Origin of the sequence: Geotalea sp. SG265, from assembly GCF_022808985.1 — a bacterium.
Lineage (GTDB): Bacteria > Desulfobacterota > Desulfuromonadia > Geobacterales > Geobacteraceae > Geotalea.
On sequence record NZ_JAKZFT010000003.1, the window covers coordinates 145,151 to 171,711 of the forward strand.

Sequence of the window (26,561 nt, forward strand, 5' to 3'; positions counted from 1 at the left end):
CAGATCAAGAGAATAGTACCACAAGTGCCGGATACCGCCAGCCTGCTATTGATCAGACTCTCCCGGCTCATCCAGAGGCAGGTCCTGCTGGGCGGAAAAGGCATCCGTGGGGGCCAGTTCCTGGATCTCCTTCAGGGAAGGGAGGCTGGAGAGGTCCTTCAGGTTGAACATTTCTAGGAATTCCCTGCTGGTGCCGTAAATGAGGGGCTTGCCCGGAATGTCCTTCTTGCCGAGGATCTTCAGGAGCTTTTTCTCCAGCAGGGTCTTGACGACGCCGCCCGAATCGACGCCGCGCAGGTATTCTATTTCGGCACGGGTGATGGGCTGGCGGTAGGCGATGATCGCCAGGGTCTCCAGAGCCGACTGGCTGAACTTGGTTGTCTTGCTGCGGGTCAGACGACGGAGGTAATCGGCATTCTCCGGCCGGCTGCGGAGCTGGTATCCACCCGCCACCTCGACCAGAACGATCCCCCGTGCCGATTCCCGGTATTCATCCACCAACTGCTCCAGCGCCGTCCGGATCTCCGGCCGTTCGTGCTCTTCGAGCACGCCGCAGAGCTTGTCCAGAGAGACCGGCTGATCCGAAACAAAAATCAGGCTCTCGACTATGGATTTAAGATTTACCGACATGGATATTCCCTTCTTCATCTTCCACAGCGTCCCCATCGCCGGAGACCGCAACGGGCATGATCCAGATGGTGCCCCTGTCCCTGGCCTGGGTAATCCTGATCATCTTCAGCTTGCACAGCTCAAGAATGGCAAGGAAGGTGATGACCAGTCCGTCCCGGGTAACATCGCCGATGAAAAGGGACTCGAAGGCAACCGCTTCCTCCCCTTCCAGCAGGGCTAAGACCTCGGCAATCCGGTCGGCGATGGAGAGGCCGTCCGCCCCCACCTCGTGAAAGCTGTCCGGCGACACTTTGGCCAGCACGCGCTGGAAAGCCTCGATGAGTTCGAACAGCTCCACCTCCGCAGGCTCTTCCTCTATTTCAAAGGACGCCAACTCCGGGGCGGAAAACTTGCGGGCAAAGAGGTCCCGGCCGAGCAATTCGCACTGACCGAGGGTAATGGCGGCTTCCTTGTACTTCTGATATTCCAGGAGCCGGCGCACAAGCTCTGCCCGTGGGTCTTCCTCTTCCTCCTCGTTTTCCTCTTCGGCGGTCACAGGCAGGAGCATCTTCGACTTGATCTGGAGAAGGGTAGCGGCCATGACAAGAAATTCACCGGCAATATCCAGATTCAGATCCTTCATCAGGTCCAGGTAATCCAGATACTGCCGGGTTATGGCGGCGATGGGGATGTTGTAGATATCGACTTCGTTCTTCTTGATCAGATGGAGAAGCAGGTCCAGGGGGCCCTCGAACTCCTCGATATTGACCTGGTAGGATGCGTTGGCGGCAAAGAGGGAGTTTTCAGTCATAAAGTCGAGTCTTCCCTATACCTTCAGGGCCGCCCTGACCTCTTCCATGGTTTTACTCGCTTCTTCGGCAGCCTTGACGGCCCCCTTGGCCAAAACCTCGTCGATGTATTGCGGCTGCTGTGACAGCTCCTCCCGGCGGCTGCGGAATGGAGCCAGGGTGTCGATCATGCACTGGGCGAGGATCTTCTTACAGTCAACACAGCCGATCTGGGCACTGCGGCAGGCACTGACGATTTCGGTCCGTTTCTCCTCGCTCACATAGAGGCTGTGCAGGGTGAAGGCCACGCAGCGATCCGGCTCCCCGGGATCCTTGCGCAGCGGGCGTTGGGCATCGGTCACCATGGACATGACCTTTTTCCGAGTCTCTTCGGCAGTATCGGAAAGGAAAATGGCATTGCCGTAAGACTTGCTCATCTTGCGCCCGTCCAGCCCCACCACCTTGGGGGTCTCGGTAAGCAGCGCAGCAGGCTCGGGGAAGACCTCGCCATAGAGATAGTTGAACCGCCGGGCGATCTCCCGGGTAAGCTCCAGGTGGGGGATCTGGTCCTGACCGACCGGAACCCTCGCCGATTTATAGACGATGATGTCGGCAGCCATCAGCACCGGATAACCAAGAAATCCGAAGGTGGAAAGGTCCTTGGTGGTAAGATTTTCCTGCATCTCTTTATAGGTGGGATTGCGTTCCAGCCACGAGACGGGGGTGATCATGGAGAGGACCAGGTTCAGTTCCGCGTGCTGCGGCACCCGGCTCTGGATAAAGACCGTGCTCTTCTCCGGATCGATGCCAAAGGCGAGCCAGTCGAGCACCATGTCGCGGATATTGTCCCTGATCCCTTCCGTATTGGCGTATTCGGTGGTCAGCGAATGCCAGTCGGCAGCAAAGAAGAAACATTCGAATTCCTGCTGCAGCTGGAGCCAGTTAGAAAGCACGCCGTGGTAATGGCCCAGGTGCAGCTTTCCGGTCGGTCTCATGCCGCTGACGATACGTTTGTTTTTCATGTGGTACTGCTCCTTTGGAAGATTTGTACACCAACCCCACCTCAGCGCATCAGCAGACTGGTGACGCTGAAGACGAGGCTGCTTTGCGGCCCTGCCAGGAGGTGTACACCGGCGCTCAACACCGGCATCAGCACATGGCTGAAAATATCGGTAAAAAAGACCAGGGCGATGATAATGATCATGCCGTACGGTTCAAGCCGGGAAAAGGCCTCGGACTGCCGGTACGGCAGTAGCCCCACGGCAACCCGCCCGCCGTCCAGCGGCGGCATGGGTATCAGGTTGAAAATGGCCAGCAGCAGATTGATGTAGACGGAGAAACCGAGCATTAGCGCCACCGGTTCCATGAACATCCGGAATCCGGGGATGGCTGCCCCATCGAAAGTAAGAGCGGCAAGGGCTCGCAGGGCCAGGGCAGACACCGCTGCCAGAATGAAATTGGTAATGGGGCCGGCTGCGGCTACCCAGACCATGTCACCTTTCGGATGCCTCAAGTTGTTGAAGTTGACCGGCACCGGCTTCGCCCAACCGATGCCGACGATGAAGATCATCAGTGTCCCGAAGATGTCCAGGTGTTTCAAGGGGTTAAGGGTCAACCGCCCCATCTGGCGGGCGGTATTGTCGCCGAACTTGTCGGCAATGAAGCCGTGGGAGACCTCGTGGCAGGTAATGGCCATCAGCGCCGGAACGAGCATTATGGACAGCTTGAGGAAAAAAGACTCCATGGAGGTCCTGTTCGTACGAAAGTGAAAGAAGCCTGTAGTTTCTAGCAGATAAAGGGAGGAAAGTCAACGACGGCGCTGTTTTCTGGCGGTTTTCCTTCACCGGGCGCTGCCGGGATGAAATAATTTTTGCTTGCCCGGTTCCGATAAAACGTGTATCAATTTTGCCTTTTCACAAAGGTATCCAGATTCATAACCGGAAGGAAATCAGATATGACACTGACAGACCAGCAGCTGGCACGAATTTTAGGGGTAATTGTCGAGGAAACTGGACTCGCCCCCAAGCAGGTGGCCAACACGGTTACTCTTCTCCAGGAGGGAGCGACCGTCCCCTTCATTGCCCGTTACCGGAAGGAGCTGACCTTTGAGCTGGACGAGGTGCAGATCCGCCAGATCGAAGACCAACTCACCTACCAGACCGAGTTGGAAGAACGGAAAGGTACCGTCCTCAAAACCATCGGCGAGCAGGGGAAACTGACGGCGGAACTGCAGATCCGCATTGAGCAGACCAGGACGAAGACGGAACTGGAAGACCTCTATCTCCCCTACAAGCCAAAACGGCGCACCAAGGCAACAATCGCCAAAGAGCGGGGGCTGGAACCGCTGGCGGATGTGGTCGCTGCCCAGGAACTTGTTGCCGGCACCCCCGAAGAGGCGGCAACGCCGTTCATAGACCCCGGGAAGGAAGTGCCCGACGCGGCCGCCGCCCTGGAAGGGGCGGGGCATATTCTTGCCGAGCGACTCAGCGAGGATGCCGATGCACGAGCTTTTGTCCGGCGCGTTTCCGCGGAGCAGGGAATCTTTTCGTCCAGGGTGGCACCGGAGAAGAAGGAGACGGTCAGCAAATTCGAGATGTACTACGATTACCAGGAGCCCTTGAAGTCCATTCCATCGCACCGCATGCTGGCCATGCGCCGGGGAGAAAAGGAGGAGTTTCTCTTCCTCTCCATCATCGCTCCGGTAGAGGAAATCCTGGCCGGACTGAAATCCCGCCTGATCAAGGGGGACAGCATCTTCCGCCCGCTTCTGGAAAGCATTGCCGAAGATGCCTACCGTCGTCTGATCGCCCCCTCCATCGAAGTGGAATTGCGGCTGGATTCGAAGACCCGCGCCGATGAAGCGGCCATTGCCGTCTTTGCCGAAAACCTGAAGAACCTGCTCCTACTTCCCCCCGCCGGAAGCAAACGGGTGCTGGGGATCGATCCGGGGCTGCGGACCGGCTCGAAGCTGGCGGCGGTGGATGAAACGGGCCGCTTTCTCGGCCACTGCACCATCTACCCCCACACGGGAAGCGGCAATGTGGAGCCGGCAAAAAAAGAGCTGCTGCGCATGATTTCCAGCCACCAAAGCGAGCTGGTGGCAATCGGCAACGGCACTGCCGGCCGGGAGATGGAGCTTTTCGTCAGACAGACCGTGGGAGAAGCAGGGCTGCGGCTGCCGGTGGTGGTGGTCAACGAGGCAGGAGCCAGCGTCTATTCCGCCTCGGACATCGCCCGGGAGGAATTCCCCGATCTGGATCTGACGGTGCGAGGGGCCATCTCCATCGCCAGGCGCCTCCAGGATCCCTTGGCCGAACTGGTCAAGATCGATCCGAAAAGCATCGGAGTAGGCCAGTACCAGCATGATGTGAACCAGAATGCCCTGCAAAAGGCACTGGATGCGGTGGTGGAATCCTGCGTCAACTTCGTCGGTGTCGATCTGAACACCGCTTCCTGGGCGCTCCTTTCCTATGTCTCCGGTCTAAACGAAACCCAGGCCAGGGCCATCACCAGCCACCGCGACCAAAACGGTCCCTTTGCTTCCCGTCAGACACTGCTCAAGGTCAGCCGTTTCGGCCCGAAAACCTTCGAGCAGGCAGCAGGATTCCTTCGCATCAGAAATGGGGAGGATCCACTGGACAACACCGCCGTCCACCCGGAAAACTATGCCCTGGTGGCAACCATGGCCAACGATCTTTCCACGACCGTTGCCGAACTGGTGAAGGAGCCCTCGCTAGTGGGAAGGATCGACCTGAAGCGCTACGTGACCGAGCAGGTAGGACTGCCGACCCTGAGGGATATAGTGGAGGAATTGAAAAAGCCGGGGCGGGACCCGAGGGCCAGGTTCGAAACGGCCACCCTGCGCGACGACGTCACCACAATCAACGACCTGCAGGAAGGAATGATCCTCCAGGGAACGGTGACCAATGTGGCCGCCTTCGGTGCCTTTGTGGACATCGGCGTCCACCAGGACGGGCTCGTCCATGTCAGCCACCTCTCCCGGCGTTTTGTCAGGGAGGCAAGCGAGGCGGTCAAGGTGGGAGAGATCGTCAAAGTGAAGGTGCTTGCCGTAGACCTGCAACGGAAGCGAATTTCCCTGTCCATAAAGGAAGCTGAAACGGGCGGAGAACGGAAGAAAGCGGAGACCAGCCCTGCAACAGGAAAAAACAAAGGGGCTGACGACCGGAGCGCCTGGGAAAGGGCAGGATTCCGCGTCCGCAAGTAGAATCTAAAAGCAGCACAATAAAAAGGCGCAAACGGCCTGGATACCCAGGCCATTTGCGCCTTTTGTCTTTATGCCTCGCTAGGTTATTTGCAGCGGAGCAGCTTCCTGCCCACGTTGAAGAGCACCTCGATCTTCCCCTGCTGGCGTGAACAAACCACGCCGAAGCCGAAAACAGGGTGATCCACCAGGTCGTCCACCTTGAAAGAGCCGTTCATATCGTATGAGATCGCCTTTCCGGTATCCTTGGTGTGAAAAAGCCGTTCCCACTCTTCACGGTCCATATCACCGGCATCCTTTCTCAGCTTCGGCCGGGGCGCCTGAGCAACTCCCGAGGTGGTCCTTCGCACCCTGGTTTCTTCCTTCGGTTTCTCGGGACGATGATTATGTTCGCTGCCGCAGGTGTTGCATTTCACCCGTGCGACACGTCCCCCTACCATGGCGATAATCGTATGGTTATACACGGCCTTGCATCGTGTACACATGGAATCTATCTCACTGCCTGCAGCCAATACTCTTCCTGTCATCTTCATCCTCTTGCGGTTTTTTTGCCCATGAAAAAAGGTTTGGCCGTTTCGGTCAAACCTCTCAGATTGCTTAAATGGTGCGAGATGGGAGACTTGAACTCCCACGGGTCACCCCGCCAGATCCTAAGTCTGGTGCGTCTGCCAATTCCGCCAATCTCGCTTGTCTGCAGGTAACAATAAGCCCCGCTTGCGACGGGGCTTCGATTTAGTTGGGGTGGCTAGTGGGATTCGAACCCACGTATGAACGAGTCACAGTCGTTTGTGTTAACCGCTTCACCATAGCCACCATATGGGTAAATGGCGCGCCTGAGAGGATTCGAACCTCTGACCTACGGATTAGAAGTCCGTTGCTCTATCCAACTGAGCCACAGGCGCACAAGTGGTCGGGGTGAGAGGATTCGAACCTCCGACCCCCTGCTCCCAAGGCAGGTGCGCTAGCCAGGCTGCGCTACACCCCGATCGAAGACAAACTTTATAGCACAGGATCGGGACACCTGCAAGGCTTTTTTCGCACAGAATTCATCGGGGCCTGGACGACATGAGGAATTTCTTCAGGTCCGCAAGTGCTTTGCCCCGATGGCTGATCCTGTTCTTTATTTCCAAGGGAAGTTCGGCCAGGGTGAGCCCGTACTCGGGTACAAGGAATAAGGGATCATAGCCGAACCCTTCACTCCCCCGCAGAGTGTCGATAATCATGCCCCGCAACTGTCCTTCAAAGGTACGGCAGGTCCCGTCGGGGAAGCAGAGGGCAACCACACAATGAAAGGCGGCCGAGCGCTCCGCCGAAGGAATCCGAGCCAATTCCCGGAGCAATTTCTCGTTGTTTTCCCAGTCGCCGGCCCCTTCCCCGGCGAACCGGGCGGAATAGACGCCGGGACGCCCCTCCAGGGCATCGACAACCAGCCCCGAGTCGTCTGCTATGACCGGCTTGCCGGTCGCCACTGCAGCAGCCATAGCTTTTTTAACCGCATTGTCTGTGAAGGTCAGCCCGTCCTCGTCGACAACTGGAAAAGAGGAGAAATCCCGCGGCGAAAGAAGTTTTTCCACATCTCCTCGCAGCAGCTCCTCGATTTCCCGCAGCTTTCCCTTGTTGCCGGTGGCGACGACCAGCTCTTTCATGGGGCCAGCACTGCCTGCTGGATCTGGAACAATTGCCTGATGCCGCCCATGGCGAGGGTGCGCATGGCTTCCATCTGCTCGATGGTGAAGGGTTCAGCCTCGGCAGTGCCCTGGATCTCTACAAAACGGTTGGAATCGGTCATGACGAAGTTCATATCGACTTCGGCAGCGGAATCCTCCACGTAATTGAGGTCGAGGACGGCCTCTCCGCCGACGATGCCGACACTGACGGCGGCAACGGCCTCACGGATTGGCAGGGAAGACAACTCCCCCTTTGCCACCAGCCCCTGCAGAGCATCGCAGAGCGCCACGTAGGCCCCCGTTATGGAAGCGGTGCGGGTGCCCCCGTCGGCCTGGATGACGTCACAATCGATGATGATGCTTCGCTCTCCCAGGAGAGTCATATCCACCACCGCCCGCAAGGAGCGGCCGATCAGCCGCTGAATCTCGTGGGTCCGTCCCCCCAGCTTTCCTTTGGCCGCCTCCCGTGGCGAGCGGCTGTGGGTAGCCCTGGGGAGCATGGAATACTCGGCCGTCACCCAGCCCGTTCCCTTGCCGCGCAGAAACGGCGGGACCGAAGCCTCTACGGACGCAGTGCAGATAACTTTGGTGTCTCCGAATTCCACCAGCACCGATCCTTCCGCGTGCTTCAGATAGTTGCGTGTTATGTGGACATCTCTGAGGCTTCCCGCCCCCCGGCCGTCAAAGCGCATGATTCTCCCTCGGAAAAAATATTGTAATCAAAAGTTACGACCTACAGGTCGGCTTGGGGTTTGGCCTGGAGAACCGGCACATAAAGTACTCTGCCCACCGATGAATCGCTCCTCTTGTCATAGATGCGCCTCTCTATTGCGGGCGTATCTCCCCACCAGTTGCCCATTGCCTTGAAATCTTCCGTTCCCCCATTATAGAGGTCGTAGTCGCCGTTGTCGGCAAGAGTGTTGCCCCAGGCAGCCCCCTTGCCATCCTCCACCCTCAGTCCCACCTTGCCGTTACCGGAGATATCGTTGCCGGTCGCTTTGACCCTGGCTTTTGCCAGGGATACCCCGACGTCGCTGTTCTTGAGGATTTTATTGCCCGAAAGAGTGCCTTCGCATTCCATGAGGGTCATGCCGCTGCCGTTGTCACTGATACTGTTGCCGACAATCCTGATGCGCCCCCCCTGGATTTTGATCCCCTCAAGACTGTTGCCGGAAATTGTGGCCCCCCCCAGGTAGAGGGAAGACTGTTGGGAAAGGATGGCTTGGCCATTCTCTGAAAAGACGGCATCACGTACGTCGGCCTCGGTGTCCAGCAAATTCAGGCCGATGCCGCAGCCGGTGGCCCCGCCGCCGACCATGACCGCCATACAGTCCTGAATTCTGGCACCGGTGCCGCAGGCGGTAAAGTTGACGTTCCTCAAGGTTACCCGCGAAAAGAGCGCCTCCACTCCCGCTTCAGCACCTGTTATCCGGCAGTTTTCCAGGGAATTCTTCTTCTCACTGGCCATGATGACGATTCCCTGCCAGTCGCCCTTTGACGGTTCGGCAAACGACGAGGTAAAGACAACCGGCTTGTCCGCCCCTCCCAGAGCCTGAATTCTGCCGTGGACCAGAAAGACCGCCTTTTCTCCGGAAGATGACGGCGCAAAAATAACCGTCGTCCCGGGCTCTATGGTAAGTGTCGCCTGGGAAGCAAGAACCAGCCCACCTTCCACAAGCACCGTACCCTTCCAGGTCGTGTCTTCGGTTATGGTCCGGTTCTTATAGGTATTATCGGCAGCCGGGGACAGTACGCGACGCGAGCCCTCCGTCGTGGGAAGGCCGGTGTCGGCCACCCCTGCGGTTTCTGTAAAGGCGAGTGCTGCAAAGAGGGCAAATCCTGCTGCAGCGGCCCGCCTGCTGAATCTATTGGTGATGAAAACCATGACGGCACGACGTCGGCATTTAAACCGCCGCCTCCTCCCCACTGTAGTAAACCTTGTTCTTGCCGAATACCTTGGCTTGGTACAGGAGTGTATCCACCTTTTCGAACAGTTTGTCCTTATTATCCGCATCCACTGGATATGAGGCGACCCCCACACTGACCGTGACCCCTCGTCCGGCATGGGTGATGAATTTTGACTTGGTCTCAGTCTCGATTATCTGCCGGAGCCGTTCCGCAACCTGGACCGCCTGCTCAAGGCGCGTTTCAGGCAGAAGGACGATGAATTCTTCTCCGCCATAGCGAAAAGCATAATCGACCCCCCGGAGGGTTCCCCCTATAAGCTCGCCAATTGTAGACAGGATCAGATCGCCTGTGGAGTGACCGAAATTGTCGTTGAATTTTTTGAAGTCATCCACATCGAGCATGATGATGGAAAGGTCCTTATGATACCGTTTACATCTGCCCATTTCAGTGCTGAATATCTGGTGAAAGTGACGGTGATTGTAGAGGCCGGTCAGGGCATCGGTAATAGCGAGCAGCTTTGTCCTGTTATGCAGCTTTGCGTTGTAAATGGCCATGGCGGCAAAAGAAGAAAGCACTGAGAGAAGGTTCATCCGCTCCCGGTCGAAAACGCGGGGAACGAAATCATCCAGATACAGGACCCCCATGACCCGGTCGCTGAACACCAGGGGGACGCAGACCAGCGACTGGATTCCCTCCTTGACCATAATGGGATTCTGGGCAAAATTGGCGGTAGCCGTGTTTTCAACGAAAAATATCTCCCGGGCCTTGAGGACCTGTTCGGTCAACCCCCCCGAAGACACATCCCAGCGTTCCTTTTTGATGAAGTCGGCAGTGAGTCCGGAGTGGGCATGTAAAGACAGTTCCTGCTTTGCTTCATCGTAAAGGCCGATGCTGCCGGCCGGAGTCTCGGCGAAATGCATGGCGCTCGTCAGGATAGCCTGCAGTACCGTATCCAGATCCAGGGTGGAGACCACAGCCTTTGCTACCTCTATCAGTTCTTTCAGCGCCTTGACTTGCGCCTCCAGCGCCTCTCGCTCCATATCCCTCGCCGCCATACCTGCTCCATAAAAATTAAATAATCGGTAACTGATAGCACAATTCGCCTGCCTTGTAAATCAGAACGCTGCCCTCCTCCGGCACTTTTGACGGCGAATCAAACTCTTACGAAATGTGCTTGACAGGCCATATATGTTGTGGTTTATTTCATGCCGTCACACTAAATGTAGTGTCGTTTTTGAAATACTATTATATTATCAGGGAGAAGAGACACATGAAAAAAACAACGAAGGGAAGTATTCCCGGTTTATCGAAAAATGCCGTCACCGTCCTGGAAAAGCGCTATCTGAAAAGGGATAAGGACGGTAAGGTACTGGAATCTCCCGTCGATATGTTTCGCAGAGTTGCCGAAGCCATTGCCGCTGCAGATGCACGTTTCGATAAAAAGGTCGACGTGGCGGCCCTTGCAGATAAATTCTTCCAGATCATGACATCTTTCGAATTTCTCCCCAATTCTCCCACCCTGATGAACGCAGGACGTGAACTGGGGCAGCTTTCCGCCTGTTTCGTCTTGCCGGTCGGCGACTCCATGGACGAGATCTTCGATGCGGTCAAATATACCGCCCTGATCCACAAGTCGGGCGGCGGCACCGGCTTTTCCTTCTCACGCCTGCGCCCGGCCAACGACATGGTCATGTCCACTACCGGCATTTCCAGCGGTCCCCTCTCCTTCATGCGGGTTTTCGATGTGGCCACCGAAACCATCAAGCAAGGGGGTACGCGGCGCGGCGCAAATATGGGCATTCTGCGGGTCGATCATCCGGACATCATGGATTTCATCATGTGCAAGGCCGACCAGAAGCAGCTGAACAACTTCAACATCTCCGTCGGTCTCACGGAAGCATTCATGAAGGCGGTGGATGCCGATCGGGAGTATAACCTGATCAACCCCCGCAGCGGCGAAATAGCCGGCAGCCTCAACGCCCGCAAGGTCTTCAACCGGATCGTCAAGCAAGCCTGGGAAAACGGCGAACCGGGCATCATCTTCATCGACCGGCTTAACAAGGACAACCCAACCCCGCACATCGGCCAGATCGAATCCACCAACCCCTGCGGCGAACAACCGCTGCTGCCGTACGAATCGTGCAACCTGGGGTCCATAAATCTGGGCAAGATGGTGGAAAACGGTGAAATGAACTGGCAGCGCCTCAAGGAAGTCGTCCAGTTGGCGGTGAACTTCCTGGACAACGTCATCGAGGTGAACAATTACCCGCTGGAGCAGATCGATGCCATGACCCGTGCAAACAGGAAGATCGGCCTCGGTGTCATGGGCTGGGCCGACATGCTGATCCTGCTCGGCATCCCCTACAACTCTCAGGAAGCCATCGAGCTTGGTGAAAAGGTCATGAAGTTCATCAACGACGAGGGACATGCTGCCTCCGTGCAGCTGGCCAAGGTCCGTGGCCCCTTCCCCAACTTCAAGGGTTCCATCTATGACAAGCCGGGCAGCGAGCCTATCCGCAACGCCACCATCACCACCATCGCCCCCACCGGCACCATCTCCATCATCGCCAACGCCTCATCGGGGGTGGAACCGCTCTTTGCCGTATCCTTCATCCGCCAGGTAATGGACAAGAATATCCTGATCGAGGTAAACCCGATCTTCGAGGAGATTGCCAAAAAAGAAGGTTTCTATTCGGAAGAACTGATGCAGAAGATCGCCGAACACGGTACCGTCCACGATATCGCGGAAGTGCCGGAGAATGTGCAGAATGTGTTCGTCACCGCCCACGACATCACGCCGGAAGTGCACATCACCATGCAGGCCGCCTTCCAGAAGCATACGGACAATGCCGTCAGTAAAACGGTCAACTTCCCCAATACGGCAACAATCGACGATGTGGAAAAGGTCTATCGTCTCGCCTATGAGACCAACTGCAAAGGGGTAACCATCTATCGCGACGGCTCCAGGGATGAGCAGGTGCTTTCCACCGGCAAAAAGGAGGAAGCGCCTAAAACACTGCCGGTCGCCGAAGAAAAACGGTCCCACAAGCGCGAGCGGCCCAAGGCGCTCAAGGGTTGGACCTACCAGATGCAGACCGGTTGTGGCCCGCTCTACGTGACGGTCAACGAGGACAAGTCGGGGCTCTTCGAACTCTTCACCACCATGGGCAAGGCCGGCGGATGTGCCGCTTCCCAGAGCGAGGCCATCGGCCGCATGGTATCACTGGCTTGGCGTAGCGGAATCCAGGCCCGCCAAGTCATCAAGCAGCTATTGGGTATCTCCTGCCACTGCCCGGCCGGTTTCGGCGACAACAAGGTCCTCTCCTGCGCCGATGCCGTTGCCAAGGCGATTCAGGCGCACATGCAGGAGAGCGGCATCGACATGGGCATCGAGCAGGCCGCCTTTGACCGGGGTGCCTGCCCCGAATGCGGCGGCATCGTCGAGCACGAAGGGGGATGCGCCGTCTGCCGGGTCTGCGGCTACAGCGAATGCGCATGATGGATTGAAAGACCACCAACAAAGGCCTGCTGCGAAGCGGGCCTTTTTGCTTTGTTATTATCTGCATGACCAGGAGCTGCCTTGACAGTCAGACTTGCTGCATATTTTCTTATCGCCGCGGCACTTCTCACCGCTGTCCCTGCCTTGGGGGCACCCATTGCACGCGGGGTGCTTTCGGAACTGAACCTGGCCAGGACCAATCCGAAAGGTTATGTTTCACATCTGGAACAGTTGCGCCGGAAGTTCCACGGTAAAAATTACCGCCCTGACCGCCGCACCCAGGTAGTTACAATGGAAGGAACCAAGGCGGTGGACGAGGCCATACGCTTCCTTTCCCGCGTCAAGCCGCTCCCGCCGCTCAAATGGTCCGATGGGCTGGCGTCTGCAGCGTCAGATCTGGTGAAAGAGCAGGAAGAAACGGGCAGCACCGGTCACAACGCCAGGAGCGGAAACATGAAGGAACGGATCGAACGCCATGGCCGATGGTCCGGGAAAATCGGCGAGAACATAGGCTATGGCCCCGCAGAAGCGCGCCTGATTGTCATGCAGCTAATCATCGACGATGGCGTGCCTGACCGGGGGCACCGGAAGAATATTTTTGACCGCAAATTCACCATGGTGGGAGCAGCCTGCGGTGAACACCCGGTTTTTCGATCCATGTGTGCCATGGATTTTGCCGGCGATTTTTCAGAGTAGGGCTACAGTCAGTCATTTCTTAAAAGGTACTTAAGATTTTCCCTTTGGTGTCGAAAAGCTTTGGGTGTATACAGAGGTCAGCCTGATCCCGAAGGATTCGGCTATCATTTTCATCGGGAGGTAACGCAATGAAAAAGACTGTCGTAGCAACGCTCTTCCTTCTCGTCACCGGCGTGGCTGCCGTGGCCCACGCAGGACTGGACGACTTCCTGTCCAGCCTCAACGTACAGGCCAGGGCTGACCTGGGGGCATTCAACGTCAAGCTGGGCGCCCAGTTCGGCGTGCCGGTCCCCCAGGTTGAGCAGATCGTCAGGACGGTAGCGGCTCCTGCCGACGCCTTCATGGTCCTGCAATTGGGCCAGATGGCCCATGCAAACCCGGATACGGTTCTCCAGACATATAAGGCCAAAAAGAGCAAAGGATGGGGCGTGATGGCCAAGGAACTGGGGATAAAACCCGGTTCACCCGAATTCCATGCCCTGAAGAGCGGCAATCTCTCCTTCACCGGTGCCCCCGGAGGTGGCGCTCCTGACCAGGGTAGAAGCCACGGCAAAGGTAAAGGTAGAGGTCACAACAAGTAGTGTCGCCAACAGGTGGGACCGGGCGCCATGCCCGGCCCCACCGCATGACCCCGCCCTATAGATTCTTTCTCACCCCAAATGCAAATTCAGCAGGAAAAAGAAGCTGCCGCCACGACCACTACCGTTGAATTCGGCAGCCGTTGTGCTACAATGCAGCGATCTTATGCGAAGGAGGAAGGTGATCATGTCCATCAAAGGTACCCAAACGGAAAAGAACATCCTTACCGCTTTTTGCGGCGAAAGCCAGGCACGCAACCGTTACACCTACTTTGCATCCAAGGCGAAAAATGAAGGCTTCGTCCAGATTGCCGACATCTTCGAAGAAACGGCAAACCAGGAAAAAGAGCATGCAAAACGCCTCTTCAAGCTTCTGGAAGGGGGAGAGGTCCAGATAACGGCCGCGTTTCCTGCCGGGGTAATCGGCACCACCCTGGAAAACCTGGGAGAAGCGGCGGGGGGCGAAAATTACGAGCACACCCAGATGTATCCCGGCTTTGCCAAAGTGGCCCGGGAAGAGGGATTCCCCGAGATTGCCGACATTTTCATGGCCATTGCCGTTGCGGAAAAGCAGCACGAGAAGCGCTACCTGGCCCTGAAGGCGAACATCGCTAACAACACCGTCTTCAAAAAGGACCGTCCTGTGGTCTGGCGCTGCCGCAACTGCGGCTACATCCACGAAAACGCCACCGACGCCCCCGACAAATGCCCAGCGTGCAATCATCCCCAGGCGCACTTCGAGCTTCTGGGTGAGAACTGGTAGCCGTAGCAGTGGACACTGGCACCACTCAGTGGCATGTCTATGTGATCCAATGTTCGGACAGCTCCTTCTATACCGGAATTACCACCGATGTGGAACGAAGATTCGCCGATCATGCAGGAAAACGGGGGGCGAAGTATTTCCGCCTTCATACCCCCGAGAAACTGGTTTATGTGGAGTCGGGGCATTCCAGAAGCAGCGCCGGCAAAAGAGAAATTGAAATCAAGCGCCTGACGCGGGCCGAGAAAATCCGGTTAATCCTGCAGCAGCCCCCTCTTACCATGAGGTTCTGCAATAAGGGTTGACACGTCCGGACTGTTTTTTCGTGGAGGACACCATGGGCATCACACTTTTGGACATGCTGCTCAACGCCGGAATCATCAATAGGGACCAGTTCGAAGAAGCCCTGAAAAACCGCGTTCTCTATGGCGGAAAGATCGGCACCAGCCTCATTGAGCTGGGCTATGTCAAAGAAGATGACCTCGCCCGGTTCCTGGGCAAGAAACTGGCGGTCCCCTATGTTGGTGCCGAGCGGCTGCTTAACATCCCATCCGAAACCATCGCCCTGATACCGAAGGAACTGGCCCTGCGGTACGGCGTCATCCCCATCCACCGTGACAAGAAACGCCTGTACATGGTCATGTCCGATCCGGCCGACCTAAAAGCCATCGACGACATCTCCTTCATGACCGGCTACATCATCAATCCGGTTGCGGCTCCAGAGGTTCGCCTGGTTCAGGCACTGGGTAAATACTACAACTATGAGGTGGACCAGCGCTATCAACATATTTTGCAAAGGATCGAGCAGGAGAAGTCGGCCGAAAAGCCTCAATCCAAGCCGTTGGCAGAGCCGGCTGCTGCTCCGGCCATGGAACATAAACCTGTGGCGCCCCCCGAGCCTGCCGCAAAGACCGCTCTCTCTCTAACTGGGGAAGAGCATCTGGAGGAAGTTGAAATTGTCGACAGCGAGGAGTTGGTGCGGCGGGTGGGCCATTACTCCATCGACCTGGTTTCACAGACCCTGGCCAAGGTTGATGACCGTGAAGAAATTGCCGATATCCTGGTGGGATACCTGAGCCAGGAGTTCAGGCGAGTTGCTCTGTTCGTCATCAGGGGGGACGCGGCCTTCGGCTGGAGAGGCGTCCACCGGGGCCAGGAAATCCATGACTTCGGCAAGTTGGTAGTCCCCTTCATGGGACAGTCGGTGCTGAAAACGGTGACCGATGGTATGGCCTATTACCTGGGCTCCATCCCCGAAACCGCCGAGAACATGATAATGATCAACGGCATGGGAGGCGACAGACCCGCTGCCGCCCTGATGCTCCCCCTGATCGTCTCCGGTCGTGTAGTCATGGTCCTCTATGTGGATGGGGGAGAGACCGATCTGGGTGAAAAGTTCGTCGAACTGCACCGGCTTCTGGCCAAGGCCGTGCTCGCCTTCGAGATCCTCATCTTCAGGGAGAAGATCCTCATGCTGTGAGGCAGGAGTTCTCCAGTCCTGCACTCAATCCACGCTGACCATCTCCATCGACGCTTTCCCCCGTTTTACCCTGACCACCACAAAGTGATACACCGGCTCACCCGGGAAACGGAGCCTGACGAGCGGCGCACCCGCTCCGCCGGAAATGATATGGGGAATGCCGTTGATCTCTTCCCTGGCATAGAGATGGACATGGGCGAAGAAGATCCCGTCAATACCGCTGCCGGCTATTAGCTTCTCCAGTTCCGCAGCACCTTTGCTGAAGGTATGCCAATCCCACTTGCTCGTTTTCGGCGGCACATGCATGGCGAGGAAGGTAGTGGCCAGCTTTCCCTGCAGCTGCTCCTGCAGGTAATCGAACTCCCCTTTCTGCAGCTGATAGTTGGAATTATCAAGGGCGATGACCTTCAACCCTAGCCTCTTGCTTTCCAGGGTAAAGTGCAGCGGCCCTATTCTGTTGAGGAAGACCTCCATGTTTTCGTGATTGCCCGGCACGACAAAAACCGGTACACCGGGAGCAGTTTTAAGAAGCAGGGAAAGAAACTGTTCCGTCGCCTTGATGCTCCCCGTGCTGGAATAATCCCCCAGGTGCAGGATGAAAAGCGGCTGATATGCCGCCGCCTTGGCCAGCACTTTCCTGAAGACGGCATCGTTGTCCCGGCTGTCGCCGAGGACAACGAAGGTATAGTCGTCGGCGGAAGCTTTTTTCAGGCGCGTCTCCAGCTCGGCAGCGGATCGTTCAAAAAGCGAGGCGGCACCGGCATGGCTGAAGGCTGAAAGCACAAGTGTCAGCAGCAGTAGTACGGTCAAAAGCGTTTTTTGTCGTCCCATTATCATCTCCACGTTATTTTTTTATTGCCGCATCTGGCGCATTCGCTGCGGCTGCTTTCTTGACAGCCCCCCCCCCATGCACTACCATCCAATTGAACCTGTCCGAACAGGAATCAATCCCCCTCTACCGGAGAAACCCATGGAAAACAAGAATGCTGATGCTTTGGTATGGAATACGACTCTCCTTTATCCCGGACCCGGCTCTGCTGAATTGGAAGCCGATTTCCAACGAGCAATTGCTGAAGCCGCTGCATTCAGGGAGCGCTATCGCGGCAAGGTGGCCAGACTGGATGTGGCAGATTTGCTGCAGGCCCTGAAACATTACGAGGCACTGGAAGAGCTGGTCGTCAAGCCGCAGCTCTATGCCCATCTGCTCTTTGCCGCCGATTCGGAAGACGAAACCAACAAGCGCCTCTCCCAGAAAGCAGCGGAATTCGGCAATCAAATGAGCCGGGAAATTCTCTTCTTCGACCTGGAGCTGATCCAAATGGACGAGTCTGCTTTTGCAGTGTATGCAGCTGATGGGCGATTGGCCGAGTACAGACACTATCTGGAAAGCCAGCGTAAATTCCGCCCCCACATGCTGCCGGAGCGGGAGGAGGCCCTGCTCAAGCAAAAAAGCCTCACCGGCGCCGAAGCCTTTTCCCGCCTCTTTGATGAAGTATCGGCCTCATTCAAATATACGATGGAGCTTGACGGTGAAGAACAGGAATTCACGGGTGAGGAATTGCTCGGCCTGCTGCATCATCCCCAGGCAGCCGTGAGGGAACGGGCCTTTACCGTCTTTCTCAGGCGCCATGAAGAAAACGCCATCGTCTTTTCATCGGTCTTCAACACGATTGCCCTCGACCATGGCCAGGACCGGGAGCTGCGCAGCTATCGCCATCCCATGGAGCCAACCAACCTGGGCAACGAGATTCCGGCGGAGGTAGTGGAGCGTTTGATGGCCGTCTCTGAGGCTAACTATCCGCTGGCCCAGGACTACTTCCGCATCAAGGCAAAACTGCTGAAGATTGACCGCCTGAAAAATACCGATGTCTATGCACCAATCGGAGAGACCGGCAGGAAATATGCCATGGAAGAGGCGCGCGATCTGGCACTGGCGGCATATGGGCGCTTTGCCCCCGATTTCCGGGAGATTGCCGCGGGATTTTTCCGCGAAGGGAGGGTCGATGCAATGCCACGGACAGGAAAAAGCGGCGGTGCCTTCTGCATGGGGATGACCCCCTCCCTTCCCCCGTACGTGCTTCTCAACTTCACCGGCAACCTCCGGGATGTGGCTACCATTGTCCATGAACTGGGGCACGGCATCCATTTCACCCTGGCCCAGCGCCAGATCATGGTCAATTACCACGCCCCGCTCCCCCTGGCGGAAACGGCGTCCGTCTTCGGCGAAATGCTGCTCACCCGGCATCTGCTGGAGAAGGAAAGCGACCCACAGGTGAAGATTGCCCTGCTCTGTGCCCAGATCGAGGACATTATCGCCACCACCTTCCGCCAGAATGTCCTCACCCGTTTTGAGGAACGGATGCATCTGGAGCGGCAGGAGGGGCTCCTGACAGCTACACGGCTCTGTGAGCTCTGGTGGGAGGAAAATACCCGGCTCTACGGCGATGCGGTGGAAATGATCGAGCCCTACCGCTGGGGGTGGAGCTATATTTCCCACTTCATCCACGCCCGTTTCTACTGCTACTCCTACACCTTTGCCGAACTCCTGGTTCTCTCCCTCTACCGCAGGTATCTGGAGCAAGGAGAGGCTTTCATCCCCGTCTATCGGGAGATCCTCGCCAGCGGCGGCTCGAAATCGCCGGCGGACACCGTCAGATCGGCCGGCATCGACCTGGCTGCCCCCGATTTCTGGCAGAGCGGCTACGATGTCCTGCGCGACCTGCTGGAGAATCTGAAATCGCTGATTATATCCTGATCTTCAGCCTGCCCGACAGGTCATCGATGAACTGTCGGGCAGAACGCCCCGAGCGCTGTCCTTTGGACATTGCCCAACGCAATGCCTCCCGGTGCAATTCATCCTGCTCCATCCCTATCCCCCTCCGCGCAGCATAGTGCTCGACGATGGCCAGATAGGTTTGCTGGTTGAATGGGTAAAAACCCAGGGTTATGCCGAAGCGGTCGGCCAGGGAAAGCTTGTCCGATACGGCCTCCTCCGGGTGTATCTCCATGTTCAGGTTGTCTTCCATCCGTTCCGGCATCAGGTGGCGCCGGTTCGAGGTGGCGTAGATGAGCATGTTGGCGGGATGCTCCTCGATTCCCCCGTCGAGGAGGGTTTTCAGTTCCTGGTAGGAAGCGTCCCCCTCGGCAAAGGAAAGATCGTCGCAGAAAAGAATGAAACGGTAGGGAAGTGTGCGGATCAGGTTGATGATGGCCGGCAGACAGAGCAGATCGCCGCGCTGGATCTCGACCAGGCGCAATCCCTGCCCGCCATATGGCTTCAACAGGCCTTTGACGCATGACGACTTGCCGGTCCCCCGGTCCCCCCAGAGCAGAACATTATTGGCGGGATAACCGGCGACGAACTGGGCCGTATTTCTCACCAGTTCCCGGATAACCGGATCTATCCCCACCAGGTCTTCCAGATCGGCCAGATGGGGATTGGCAACGGCGACCAACCGGCCGCCGCTGCCGTTTCTCTGCCAGCGAAAGGCATGGTAACGGTGGAAAAGCTCGGGCTCATGCACGGTCGGGGGATCGAACCGGTCGATCAAACCTTCAACCCGCGTCAGCAGGTTTTCCAGCCGTACTGCCACCCCCCTCCATTTTTCTTCAGTCACAGTTTCTGCACCTTCGCCTTTATCTTCGTGAATTCGGACTCAGTCGGCGAAGGCTGATAGGACTTGGGGGGAAGCTTGGCGATTTCCGCATCGACGCTTTGGATGCGCTCCGAAGTCAGTGGATGAGAGGAGAGAAACTTGGTCAGTTTGCCCGGTTCCTGTTGGCTCTCCGCCTGGAGCTTTTTGAAGAATTTCTCCATGCCGACAGGGTTGTAACCAGCATTGTACATGGTTTTAACCCCCAGGTAATCTGCCTGACTCTCCATGCCGCGGCTGTAATACAATGATCCCGCCTTGCCGAAGACCTGGGAAGCAAGCTGGGCCAGCATGTTGGGGTTCTGGCCGAGCACCAGCTGGAGCAACAGTGAATAACCGTACTGCTGGGTCAGTTGCCTGGTGGAGTGGCGCGCCACCACATGATTGATCTCATGGGCCATGACAGCCGCCAGTTCGTCCTCATTGTCGGCAGCCTTGATGAGACCGGTATTGACATAGGTATGCCCCCCCGGAATGGCGAAGGCATTGATACTGTCATCCTTCACCACCTTGAAGGTGTATGGAAATTCCACCTTCTCCACGCCGGTCAGAAGCTTTTGTCCCACCCTGTTTATGTATGCCTGGACCTCCGGGTCGTTCACCACCTTCTGCTCCTTCTCAATCTCGGCAGCAAACTTGTCCCCCAGCTGTTTTTCTTCATCCACGGAAATGAGGTTGAAACCGCCGACCTTCTCAGGATTGATGGCACAGCCGCTCCCCAGGCACATGAGCAGCAGCGACAGAAAAACGATGCGAAAGCTCTTCATGACCTGTACCCTCCCCTCGCTATTAATGTGGTTGGTCCCTCAGGGAACACTGCCGCTCCCATTCTCCATACCCGTCCCCCTGGATATCCCAGAACGAATCGATGCGGCTCGCGTAAAAGTCCCGCTCGTCGCACTCCCGCTCCATGGTCTGCAGGTAATGGAGGGAGATCAGCCCATGTCCGTGCAGAAAACGGTAAAAGGCCCGTATCCCTTGTAAATGACGCTCAATTTCGGCAGCATCGGGTTCAAGGGTATTGACGATGTACCAGTTCCCGGCAAACTGCCTGATAATGCCGGGACGCTCGCTGAAGATGTTCATTTGTTTGATGGAAAGGACGAAGTCGCGGATGAAATAATCGGCTGAGGAAGCAAGGGCTGTCGCTTCTGCCGCAGGAACTCCCTGGGCACAGGTTTCTTCATAAAAGCGGAGCAGGAGATCCTTGCATAATCCGTCAATGCGCAGTTCATCCTCCAGTGTGCCGGGATCGAAGTCGTTTTTATCCAGTCGAAGAGTTTCAAAATCCTCATCGCAGCGCTCTGCCATGGCAGCACCTCATTGTTTTTATTTAATCACCGTACGTTGCGCGGGTCAAGGGCATCTCTGATCCCCTCACCCACCAAGTAGTAGGAGAGCGTGGTAACGGTGATGGCCAGCCCCGGAAAGAGAAAAAGCCACCAGGCGAATTCGAGAAACTCTTTTCCCGAGGCAAGGATATTGCCCCAGCTGGGCTCGGGTGGTTGCACGCCGATACCGAGAAAAGAGAGGGAGGATTCGGTCAGAATGGCCGTGGCGATGCCCAAGGTGGCATAGACCAGCACCGGCCCCATGGCGTTGGGCAGAATGTGTCGGAAAATGATGCGCAGGTCCGAACAGCCCATGGCCCGGGCCGCCTGGACGAAATCCCGTTCGCGCAGGGAAAGGACCTCCGCCCGCACCAGCCTGGAAACCCCCATCCAGCCGGTAAAGCCGATGATGAGCATGATGTTCAGTATGGAGGGCTCACGGATCGTCACAATGGCCAAAATGAGGAAAAATGTGGGAAAGCAGAGCATGATGTCCACGAAGCGCATGAGCAGGCTGTCCACCAAGCCACCGTAGTAACCGGCAATGAGACCAATGATGGTGCCGATGACCGTGGCGATGCCGACCGCAACGAAACCAACCTTGAGTGAAACCCTGGCGCCATAGACCATGCGGCTGAAAACATCGCGCCCAAGATCGTCGGTGCCGAACCAGTGGCTTGCCGAGGGGGGAAGAAGCACATGGTAGGCATCCAGGGTGTTCGGCTGGTAAGGGGTAATCACCGGCGCCAGAGATGAGACGAGGAACATGACCAGGACCACGATTCCGCCCGAAACGGCAAGGGGGTTGCTCCGCAGCCGTCTTAAGACCACATCCCGTAAATAGCTGTCCCGCCTGGTCATAACGCCCCTCCCCTGCCGTGCCTGATGCGAGGATCAGCCAGGGCATAGCCCAAATCGGCCAGAAGGTTGCCCAGAAGGGTCAGGACAGCACCGATAACCAGGATGCCCATGACCAGCGGATAATCCCTGGCCATGACCCCCTGGTAGAAGAGCTGTCCCATGCCGGGAATGGAAAAGATGCTCTCGAAGATGACACTGCCGCCGATCAGTCCGGGGACCGAAAGCCCAAGCAGGGTGATGACCGGCAGCAGGGCGTTACGCAGGGCATGCTTGTAGACCACGACCCGCTCCGAAAGCCCCTTGGCCCGGGCGGTGGTAATGTAGTCCTGGCCCAGGGTATCGATCATGCCGCTGCGCATGTACCGTGACAGCCCGGCCAGGCTGCCGAAGGTGGCGACGCTTACCGGCAGAACCAGATGTTTCGCCAGGTCCCACAGCTGCCACCAGAAGCCATGGGTGGCGTATCCCAGGGAATGGAGGCCGGAAATGGGGAGCCAGCCAAACTGGATGCCGAACAGGTACATGAGGATCAGGCTCAGCCAGAACAGCGGTGTGGCGAAGCCGAGAAAGACGAAGACGGTCGTCCAGCGGTCCAGTGGACCGTTACGGTGGGTGGCGGCCATAACGCCGATGGGAATCGCCAGGGCAAACTCCAGGATCAGGGAAATGATGTTCAGGTTTATAGTGATGGGGAGCCGTTCCCGGATTTTGGCCGCCACCGGCCGGCCATCGGGAGAGAATGACTTGCCCAGATCCAGGCGGACCAGACGGGAAACCCACCGGTAGTACTGGACGTGGATCGGCTTGTCCAGCTCGTAATACTTGCGCAGACGGTCCCTGGCCTCTGCCGAAACTTTGGGGTTCATGGCCGTCTGCATCTCCACCGGTTCACCCGGCGTAAGATGGATGACGCCGAAGGTAATGACGGTAATGCCGATGAGAAGCGGAATCATTAGTAACAGACGTTTTGCGAGATAGTAGGCCATCAGTAGCGCTGCTCCTCCTTTGGAACATACCACTTGATGAAGTTGTACATGATCCCTGCCGGTGCCGGTTCTATACCGCGAAAACGGGCGCTGACGGCAGGCAGGGCATCGGGCACATAGAGAAAGGTGTAGGGCTGCTCATCGGCGAGAATTTCCTGAATGCGGAAGTAACAGCGCTTCCGCTCGGCAAGATCGAAGGTGCTCCGCCCCTGCTCGATAAGCCGGTCCACCTCGCTGTTTTTGAATCCGATGAAATTGAGCTCTTTGGGGCCGGTCTTGCTGGAATGCCAGACGTCAAAGATGTCGGGGTCCGGGGGTATGGTCCAGCCCATGACCAGTGCCTCGAAGTCTCCCTTGTCGATGAAATTCTTCAGAAACGAGGCCCACTCCACCACCCTGATCTTCACCTGGATCCCCACATCCTTCAGGCGCTGCTGGATGATCAGGGCGGTCTTCAGACGCAGGTCGTTTCCCTGATTGGTGAGGATGGTAAAGGAAAAAGGGCGGCCATCCTTCACCAGAAAGCCGGCGGCATTCTTTTCCTTCCAGCCGGCCTCAGTCAAAAGCTTTCTCGCCCGTTCCGGATTGTAGCCAAGATCCCGAAGGTCGGCCTTGTAAGGCCATGTCCCCGGTTTATAGGGGCCGTGGGCCACCTGTCCCATGCCGAGCAGAACCCCCTGGACGATCTCATCCTTATTGATGGCCGATGCAATGGCCTGCCTGACCCTTTTATCGCGAAAAAGGGGATGGCGCAGGTTATAACCCAGATAGGTGTAGGCCGAAACGGGATAGCGGTACTTGTTGAACAGGGAGAGAAACTCCGGTGTATTGGTCTGCCGCTGGTACTGCACGGGGCTCAAGCCCATGTAATCGAGCCCGCCGGCCTTCAGTTCCATGTACATGGTGGAGCTGTCGGGGATAATGCGGTAAACGTAGCGATCGATCCAGGGGCGCCCTTCGAAGTAATGATGGTTGGATTCCAGGACCAGCTGCTGTCCGGCGATCCATTCCTTGAGCCGGTATGGTCCGGTGCCCACTGGGTGACGGGCCAGTTCGCTTTTAGTGATGTCCTTCCCTTCCAGCAGGTGGGCTGGAAGCATCGCCTGGCTCCACGACTCCAGGGCCGGAGCAAAAGGCTTGCTGTAGGTAACCCGAAATGTGTAGGCATCGGGGGCCTCCGCTTTTTTTACCTGTTTGAAATTTTCAGCGTAGGCTGTGGGGGTTTTCGGATCAATGGTGACACGGTAGGTATAGAGGACATCGCGGGAAGTGAAAGGTTGTCCGTCGTGCCACGTCACCCCCTTGCGCAAGTGGAAGGTAATCGTCAGCCCATCGGCGGATATATCCCATGATTCGGCCAGCTCCGGTTCCAGCTTCAGATTCTTGTCGTACCGTACCAGCCCGTTGTAGATCTGCCCCGACACGTCGCTGGAAGCGGAGTCGGAGGCAAGGATAGGGACAAGGGTGGAAGGCTCACCAATGGAGCCAATGACGATCGCATCCCCATACGCCGGAGTACCGGCGGTCCTGGCGGCGGGAGTGGGTGTTTTCTTGTCGGTGCAGGATGAAAGGAGGGCGATAACGAACAGGCAGAGACAGGCTATCAGGCCGATCTTCATTTTTCACCGGTCTCCACCATGATTTTTTTGATTTTCTCAGCAATGCCCCTGTTGTCAGGCTCAAGCTTCAGGGCACGACGGAATCCCGCCAGAGCCTTGCGGTATTCCTTTTTCGCATAGTAGACCTCGGCCAGATGGCTGATGACGGTGGCGTCGCCGCCGTCTACCAGATCCACAGCCCGTTCCAGCTGGTAGACCGCCTGATCGTAGTGCTTCATCTTGAAATATATCCACCCCAGGCTGTCGATGATGAAGCCGTCGTCCGGACGGAGTGCGGCGGCCTTCTTCAAATACTGCAACGCCTCATCCAGATTGACTCCCAGCTCGGCATAGGTATACCCCAGGTAATTCAATGCCTGCACATCGTTGGGGGTCAGCTGTAGAACCTTCTTCATCCGGGCAATGGAAGCATCCTTGTTGCCGATCTTGTCGTATAGCACACCCATGCGGAAATTAAGGCGCGGGTCATTGGGAAATTTCTCCTCGACCTCGGAAAGCACCTGCAACCCTTCGACAAAACGGTCCATGGATTCATAGAGTCCGGCCAGGTTCAGGTAGAGTTCGATTTTGCCCGGTTGCGCAGCGATCGATTCCTTGAGGATATCGATACCTCTGGCTTCCTGGCCCAGTTCCTTGTAAAGGTAGGCCAGATGGCCGACAGCGTCATAGTAATAGCTAGATGAAGAGGGTATTTTCCTGAATTCCTCTATGGCCGTTTCGAAGTCTTCCATCTCCTCATAGGTGGATGCCAGGTAGTATCTGACCTGATAAGCCTCCGGATCCTGGCGCAGGATGTCGCGGAATTCGGTAATAGCATCCTCGTACCGCTCCATCTCCAGCAGGATAAGCCCCAGCTTGCGGTGGGTTTCCTGTCCGCCGATGTTGTTCCTGGCCAGGTCCTGCAGAAGGGCCAGGGCGGGTTCCAGATCTTTTTGTTGTATATAGAGCTGAACCAGATGCTGTACCACGGTATGATTTGCTGGATTTGCCTTCAACAGTTCCTTATAGGTACCGATCGCCTCTTTGGTCAAACCTTGCATTTCCTGGGTAATACCAAGGTCTATGAGTGCCTGATCGAAATCCGGTTTCAGCTCGACTGCTTTCTTGTAGTAGTTGATGGCTTCGTTTGACAGTTTCATCTGATCATAGGTCTTGCCCAGGTAGTAATACCCAAGTGCAGAATCGGGCGAAACCTTGATCAATGCTTTGAGGGTATTGACGGCCCCTTCATACTCGAAGGTCTTCACATAAGCAATGGCCAGGTGAAGGTATATGTCTTCCTTGGTGGGATCGAGCTCTATGGCCTTTTTGTAATAGGGAATGGCGTCCTTGTCCCGTTGCAGGGCCACCAGGATGTTTCCTGCCAGGATCTGGGCCTCGGCAAAGCTTGGATCGAGATTTATGGCCTTTTCGCAGGCCTGCAGGGCATCCTGGTAACGGTTCATCTGCAGGTAAATCTGCGCCTCGGCCTTATGGATATAGGCTGATTGAGGGTCCGCCTCGGCGGCAGCTTGCAGTAGCGACAGAGCGCCGTCCAGGTCACCCTCCAGGAGATGGAGGCGTGACATGGAGAAGATGTATTTGGCCCGGGATCCGGCGATGTCCAATGCCGGCTGAACAGCCCGGGATTGAAGAGGAGGATGTTCTTGGACGCGACTGGCGGCACATCCCGGAAGAACGAGAAGGAACAGTGGGATGAGAAGGTAAAACGCTTTTTTCATGTGGTTTCCGGTTACGAAACAGCCTCGGGATAAGGTCATATTACCAATGGGCAATCGGGTGGAGATTGGTCTGAAAACCAGCTGCACTTGGAGCGCTTACAGCAGTAGAAAAGCTAACATAAATAGGTAGGAGCGTCAAACAAACTTTATCATGAGCCGCCGGTTGCCATGCAGGTTTAATGT

At 56.7% G+C, this 26,561-nt stretch carries 25 protein-coding genes and 4 tRNA genes; 8 read left to right on the forward strand and 21 right to left on the reverse strand.

Annotation, left to right across the window (positions count from 1 at the left end; genetic code table 11):
* Positions 1–45: 45 nt before the first annotated feature.
* From scpB to ML541_RS04940, 4 genes are read right to left on the reverse strand one after another with little or no spacing between them, the layout of a single operon-like run.
* Positions 46–630, reverse strand: coding sequence for an SMC-Scp complex subunit ScpB (gene scpB, locus ML541_RS04925; RefSeq protein WP_243371331.1), 585 nt, complete (start codon positions 628–630; stop codon positions 46–48).
* Positions 614–1,420: a segregation/condensation protein A gene (locus tag ML541_RS04930; RefSeq protein ID WP_243371332.1), complete on the reverse strand. Its 807-nt coding sequence runs from the start codon at positions 1,418–1,420 to the stop codon at positions 614–616. Before ML541_RS04930 ends, scpB begins: the two co-directional genes overlap by 17 nt.
* A gap of 15 nt (positions 1,421–1,435) precedes the next feature.
* Positions 1,436–2,419, reverse strand: a complete 984-nt coding sequence (trpS, locus tag ML541_RS04935) for a tryptophan--tRNA ligase (RefSeq protein ID WP_243371333.1) — start codon at positions 2,417–2,419, stop codon at positions 1,436–1,438.
* A 41-nt stretch (positions 2,420–2,460) separates the two neighbouring features.
* Positions 2,461–3,141, reverse strand: coding sequence for a site-2 protease family protein (locus ML541_RS04940; RefSeq protein WP_243371334.1), 681 nt, complete (start codon positions 3,139–3,141; stop codon positions 2,461–2,463).
* A gap of 210 nt (positions 3,142–3,351) precedes the next feature.
* Between ML541_RS04940 and ML541_RS04945 the strand changes: the two genes are divergently transcribed.
* A complete protein-coding gene (locus ML541_RS04945; RefSeq protein WP_243371335.1) occupies positions 3,352–5,622 on the forward strand; it encodes a Tex family protein in 2,271 nt (756 codons plus the stop codon).
* Between the two features lie 83 nt (positions 5,623–5,705).
* Here the strand turns inward: ML541_RS04945 and ML541_RS04950 are convergent, their stop codons facing one another.
* The 9 genes from ML541_RS04950 to ML541_RS04990 all read right to left on the reverse strand — a co-directional run bounded on the left by ML541_RS04950 (position 5,706) and on the right by ML541_RS04990 (position 10,249).
* Positions 5,706–6,146: a hypothetical protein gene (locus tag ML541_RS04950; protein WP_243371336.1), complete on the reverse strand. Its 441-nt coding sequence runs from the start codon at positions 6,144–6,146 to the stop codon at positions 5,706–5,708.
* A 75-nt stretch (positions 6,147–6,221) separates the two neighbouring features.
* Positions 6,222–6,306: transfer RNA gene (locus ML541_RS04955), tRNA-Leu, on the reverse strand.
* 50 nt (positions 6,307–6,356) lie between these two features.
* Positions 6,357–6,432: transfer RNA gene (locus ML541_RS04960), tRNA-His, on the reverse strand.
* A gap of 12 nt (positions 6,433–6,444) precedes the next feature.
* Positions 6,445–6,521 (reverse strand) — tRNA-Arg (locus tag ML541_RS04965).
* 5 nt (positions 6,522–6,526) lie between these two features.
* Positions 6,527–6,604, reverse strand: a tRNA-Pro gene (locus tag ML541_RS04970).
* A gap of 61 nt (positions 6,605–6,665) precedes the next feature.
* Positions 6,666–7,265 (reverse strand): XTP/dITP diphosphatase, encoded by a 600-nt coding sequence (locus ML541_RS04975; protein WP_243371338.1) that lies wholly within the window; start codon positions 7,263–7,265, stop codon positions 6,666–6,668.
* The gene (gene rph, locus ML541_RS04980) at positions 7,262–7,978 is read right to left on the reverse strand and encodes a ribonuclease PH (protein WP_243371341.1); all 717 of its coding nucleotides are present in this window, start codon (positions 7,976–7,978) and stop codon (positions 7,262–7,264) included. Before rph ends, ML541_RS04975 begins: the two co-directional genes overlap by 4 nt.
* 41 nt (positions 7,979–8,019) lie before the next feature.
* A complete protein-coding gene (locus ML541_RS04985) occupies positions 8,020–9,171 on the reverse strand; it encodes a right-handed parallel beta-helix repeat-containing protein (protein ID WP_243371343.1) in 1,152 nt (383 codons plus the stop codon).
* Positions 9,172–9,190: 19 nt separating this feature from the next.
* Positions 9,191–10,249, reverse strand: a complete 1,059-nt coding sequence (locus ML541_RS04990) for a sensor domain-containing diguanylate cyclase (protein WP_243371345.1) — start codon at positions 10,247–10,249, stop codon at positions 9,191–9,193.
* A gap of 215 nt (positions 10,250–10,464) precedes the next feature.
* On the opposite strand from ML541_RS04990, the gene ML541_RS04995 reads away from it, so the two are divergent.
* The 6 genes from ML541_RS04995 to ML541_RS05020 all read left to right on the forward strand — a co-directional run bounded on the left by ML541_RS04995 (position 10,465) and on the right by ML541_RS05020 (position 16,207).
* Complete coding sequence (locus ML541_RS04995) at positions 10,465–12,693, forward strand: vitamin B12-dependent ribonucleotide reductase (RefSeq protein WP_243371346.1); 2,229 nt, start codon at positions 10,465–10,467, stop codon at positions 12,691–12,693.
* Between the two features lie 81 nt (positions 12,694–12,774).
* Positions 12,775–13,389, forward strand: a complete 615-nt coding sequence (locus ML541_RS05000) for a CAP domain-containing protein (protein WP_243371348.1) — start codon at positions 12,775–12,777, stop codon at positions 13,387–13,389.
* Between the two features lie 128 nt (positions 13,390–13,517).
* Positions 13,518–13,970, forward strand: a complete 453-nt coding sequence (locus ML541_RS05005; RefSeq protein ID WP_243371349.1) for a hypothetical protein — start codon at positions 13,518–13,520, stop codon at positions 13,968–13,970.
* A 184-nt stretch (positions 13,971–14,154) separates the two neighbouring features.
* The gene (gene rbr / locus ML541_RS05010; protein WP_279342358.1) at positions 14,155–14,730 is read left to right on the forward strand and encodes a rubrerythrin; all 576 of its coding nucleotides are present in this window, start codon (positions 14,155–14,157) and stop codon (positions 14,728–14,730) included.
* A gap of 8 nt (positions 14,731–14,738) precedes the next feature.
* Positions 14,739–15,032, forward strand: a complete 294-nt coding sequence (locus tag ML541_RS05015) for a GIY-YIG nuclease family protein (protein WP_243371350.1) — start codon at positions 14,739–14,741, stop codon at positions 15,030–15,032.
* 32 nt (positions 15,033–15,064) lie between these two features.
* Positions 15,065–16,207, forward strand: a complete 1,143-nt coding sequence (locus ML541_RS05020; RefSeq protein ID WP_243371351.1) for a general secretion pathway protein GspE — start codon at positions 15,065–15,067, stop codon at positions 16,205–16,207.
* 24 nt (positions 16,208–16,231) lie between these two features.
* Here ML541_RS05020 and ML541_RS05025 read toward each other — a convergent pair whose 3' ends face one another.
* Positions 16,232–17,038: a metallophosphoesterase gene (locus tag ML541_RS05025; protein WP_243371352.1), complete on the reverse strand. Its 807-nt coding sequence runs from the start codon at positions 17,036–17,038 to the stop codon at positions 16,232–16,234.
* A 139-nt stretch (positions 17,039–17,177) separates the two neighbouring features.
* Between ML541_RS05025 and ML541_RS05030 the strand changes: the two genes are divergently transcribed.
* The gene (locus tag ML541_RS05030; protein ID WP_243371354.1) at positions 17,178–18,962 is read left to right on the forward strand and encodes a M3 family oligoendopeptidase; all 1,785 of its coding nucleotides are present in this window, start codon (positions 17,178–17,180) and stop codon (positions 18,960–18,962) included.
* On the opposite strand, the gene ML541_RS05035 is transcribed toward ML541_RS05030, so the two are convergent.
* Genes ML541_RS05035 through ML541_RS05065 form a run of 7 tightly spaced genes read right to left on the reverse strand, consistent with a single transcriptional unit; the run spans position 18,952 to position 26,378 of the window.
* Positions 18,952–19,824: an ATP-binding protein gene (locus tag ML541_RS05035; protein WP_243371356.1), complete on the reverse strand. Its 873-nt coding sequence runs from the start codon at positions 19,822–19,824 to the stop codon at positions 18,952–18,954. The two genes, ML541_RS05030 and ML541_RS05035, sit on opposite strands and share 11 nt — an antisense overlap.
* The gene (locus ML541_RS05040) at positions 19,821–20,627 is read right to left on the reverse strand and encodes a M48 family metallopeptidase (RefSeq protein WP_243371358.1); all 807 of its coding nucleotides are present in this window, start codon (positions 20,625–20,627) and stop codon (positions 19,821–19,823) included. The genes ML541_RS05035 and ML541_RS05040 overlap by 4 nt, the downstream gene beginning before the upstream one ends.
* Positions 20,628–20,649: 22 nt before the next feature.
* On the reverse strand, positions 20,650–21,171 hold the full coding sequence (locus ML541_RS05045) for a hypothetical protein (protein WP_243371360.1): 522 nt from the start codon (positions 21,169–21,171) through the stop codon (positions 20,650–20,652).
* A gap of 26 nt (positions 21,172–21,197) precedes the next feature.
* Positions 21,198–22,052, reverse strand: coding sequence for an oligopeptide ABC transporter permease (gene opp4C, locus ML541_RS05050; RefSeq protein ID WP_243371361.1), 855 nt, complete (start codon positions 22,050–22,052; stop codon positions 21,198–21,200).
* Complete coding sequence (locus ML541_RS05055) at positions 22,049–23,038, reverse strand: ABC transporter permease (protein ID WP_243371363.1); 990 nt, start codon at positions 23,036–23,038, stop codon at positions 22,049–22,051. Before ML541_RS05055 ends, opp4C begins: the two co-directional genes overlap by 4 nt.
* Positions 23,038–24,657, reverse strand: a complete 1,620-nt coding sequence (locus ML541_RS05060; RefSeq protein WP_243371365.1) for a peptide-binding protein — start codon at positions 24,655–24,657, stop codon at positions 23,038–23,040. Before ML541_RS05060 ends, ML541_RS05055 begins: the two co-directional genes overlap by 1 nt.
* On the reverse strand, positions 24,654–26,378 hold the full coding sequence (locus tag ML541_RS05065) for a tetratricopeptide repeat protein (RefSeq protein ID WP_243371366.1): 1,725 nt from the start codon (positions 26,376–26,378) through the stop codon (positions 24,654–24,656). Before ML541_RS05065 ends, ML541_RS05060 begins: the two co-directional genes overlap by 4 nt.
* Positions 26,379–26,561 lie beyond the last annotated feature (183 nt).

Coding starts and splice junctions, on each gene's coding strand:
- scpB (WP_243371331.1), bottom strand. CDS start 630: ATGTCGGTAAATCTTAAATCCATAGTCGAGAGCCTGATTTTTGTTTCG.
- ML541_RS04930 (WP_243371332.1), bottom strand. CDS start 1,420: ATGACTGAAAACTCCCTCTTTGCCGCCAACGCATCCTACCAGGTCAAT.
- trpS (WP_243371333.1), bottom strand. CDS start 2,419: ATGAAAAACAAACGTATCGTCAGCGGCATGAGACCGACCGGAAAGCTG.
- ML541_RS04940 (WP_243371334.1), bottom strand. CDS start 3,141: ATGGAGTCTTTTTTCCTCAAGCTGTCCATAATGCTCGTTCCGGCGCTG.
- ML541_RS04945 (WP_243371335.1), top strand. CDS start 3,352: ATGACACTGACAGACCAGCAGCTGGCACGAATTTTAGGGGTAATTGTC.
- ML541_RS04950 (WP_243371336.1), bottom strand. CDS start 6,146: ATGACAGGAAGAGTATTGGCTGCAGGCAGTGAGATAGATTCCATGTGT.
- ML541_RS04975 (WP_243371338.1), bottom strand. CDS start 7,265: ATGAAAGAGCTGGTCGTCGCCACCGGCAACAAGGGAAAGCTGCGGGAA.
- rph (WP_243371341.1), bottom strand. CDS start 7,978: ATGCGCTTTGACGGCCGGGGGGCGGGAAGCCTCAGAGATGTCCACATA.
- ML541_RS04985 (WP_243371343.1), bottom strand. CDS start 9,171: ATGGTTTTCATCACCAATAGATTCAGCAGGCGGGCCGCTGCAGCAGGA.
- ML541_RS04990 (WP_243371345.1), bottom strand. CDS start 10,249: ATGGCGGCGAGGGATATGGAGCGAGAGGCGCTGGAGGCGCAAGTCAAG.
- ML541_RS04995 (WP_243371346.1), top strand. CDS start 10,465: ATGAAAAAAACAACGAAGGGAAGTATTCCCGGTTTATCGAAAAATGCC.
- ML541_RS05005 (WP_243371349.1), top strand. CDS start 13,518: ATGAAAAAGACTGTCGTAGCAACGCTCTTCCTTCTCGTCACCGGCGTG.
- rbr (WP_279342358.1), top strand. CDS start 14,155: ATGTCCATCAAAGGTACCCAAACGGAAAAGAACATCCTTACCGCTTTT.
- ML541_RS05020 (WP_243371351.1), top strand. CDS start 15,065: ATGGGCATCACACTTTTGGACATGCTGCTCAACGCCGGAATCATCAAT.
- ML541_RS05025 (WP_243371352.1), bottom strand. CDS start 17,038: ATGGGACGACAAAAAACGCTTTTGACCGTACTACTGCTGCTGACACTT.
- ML541_RS05030 (WP_243371354.1), top strand. CDS start 17,178: ATGGAAAACAAGAATGCTGATGCTTTGGTATGGAATACGACTCTCCTT.
- ML541_RS05040 (WP_243371358.1), bottom strand. CDS start 20,627: ATGAAGAGCTTTCGCATCGTTTTTCTGTCGCTGCTGCTCATGTGCCTG.
- ML541_RS05045 (WP_243371360.1), bottom strand. CDS start 21,171: ATGGCAGAGCGCTGCGATGAGGATTTTGAAACTCTTCGACTGGATAAA.
- opp4C (WP_243371361.1), bottom strand. CDS start 22,052: ATGACCAGGCGGGACAGCTATTTACGGGATGTGGTCTTAAGACGGCTG.
- ML541_RS05055 (WP_243371363.1), bottom strand. CDS start 23,038: ATGGCCTACTATCTCGCAAAACGTCTGTTACTAATGATTCCGCTTCTC.
- ML541_RS05060 (WP_243371365.1), bottom strand. CDS start 24,657: ATGAAGATCGGCCTGATAGCCTGTCTCTGCCTGTTCGTTATCGCCCTC.
- ML541_RS05065 (WP_243371366.1), bottom strand. CDS start 26,378: ATGAAAAAAGCGTTTTACCTTCTCATCCCACTGTTCCTTCTCGTTCTT.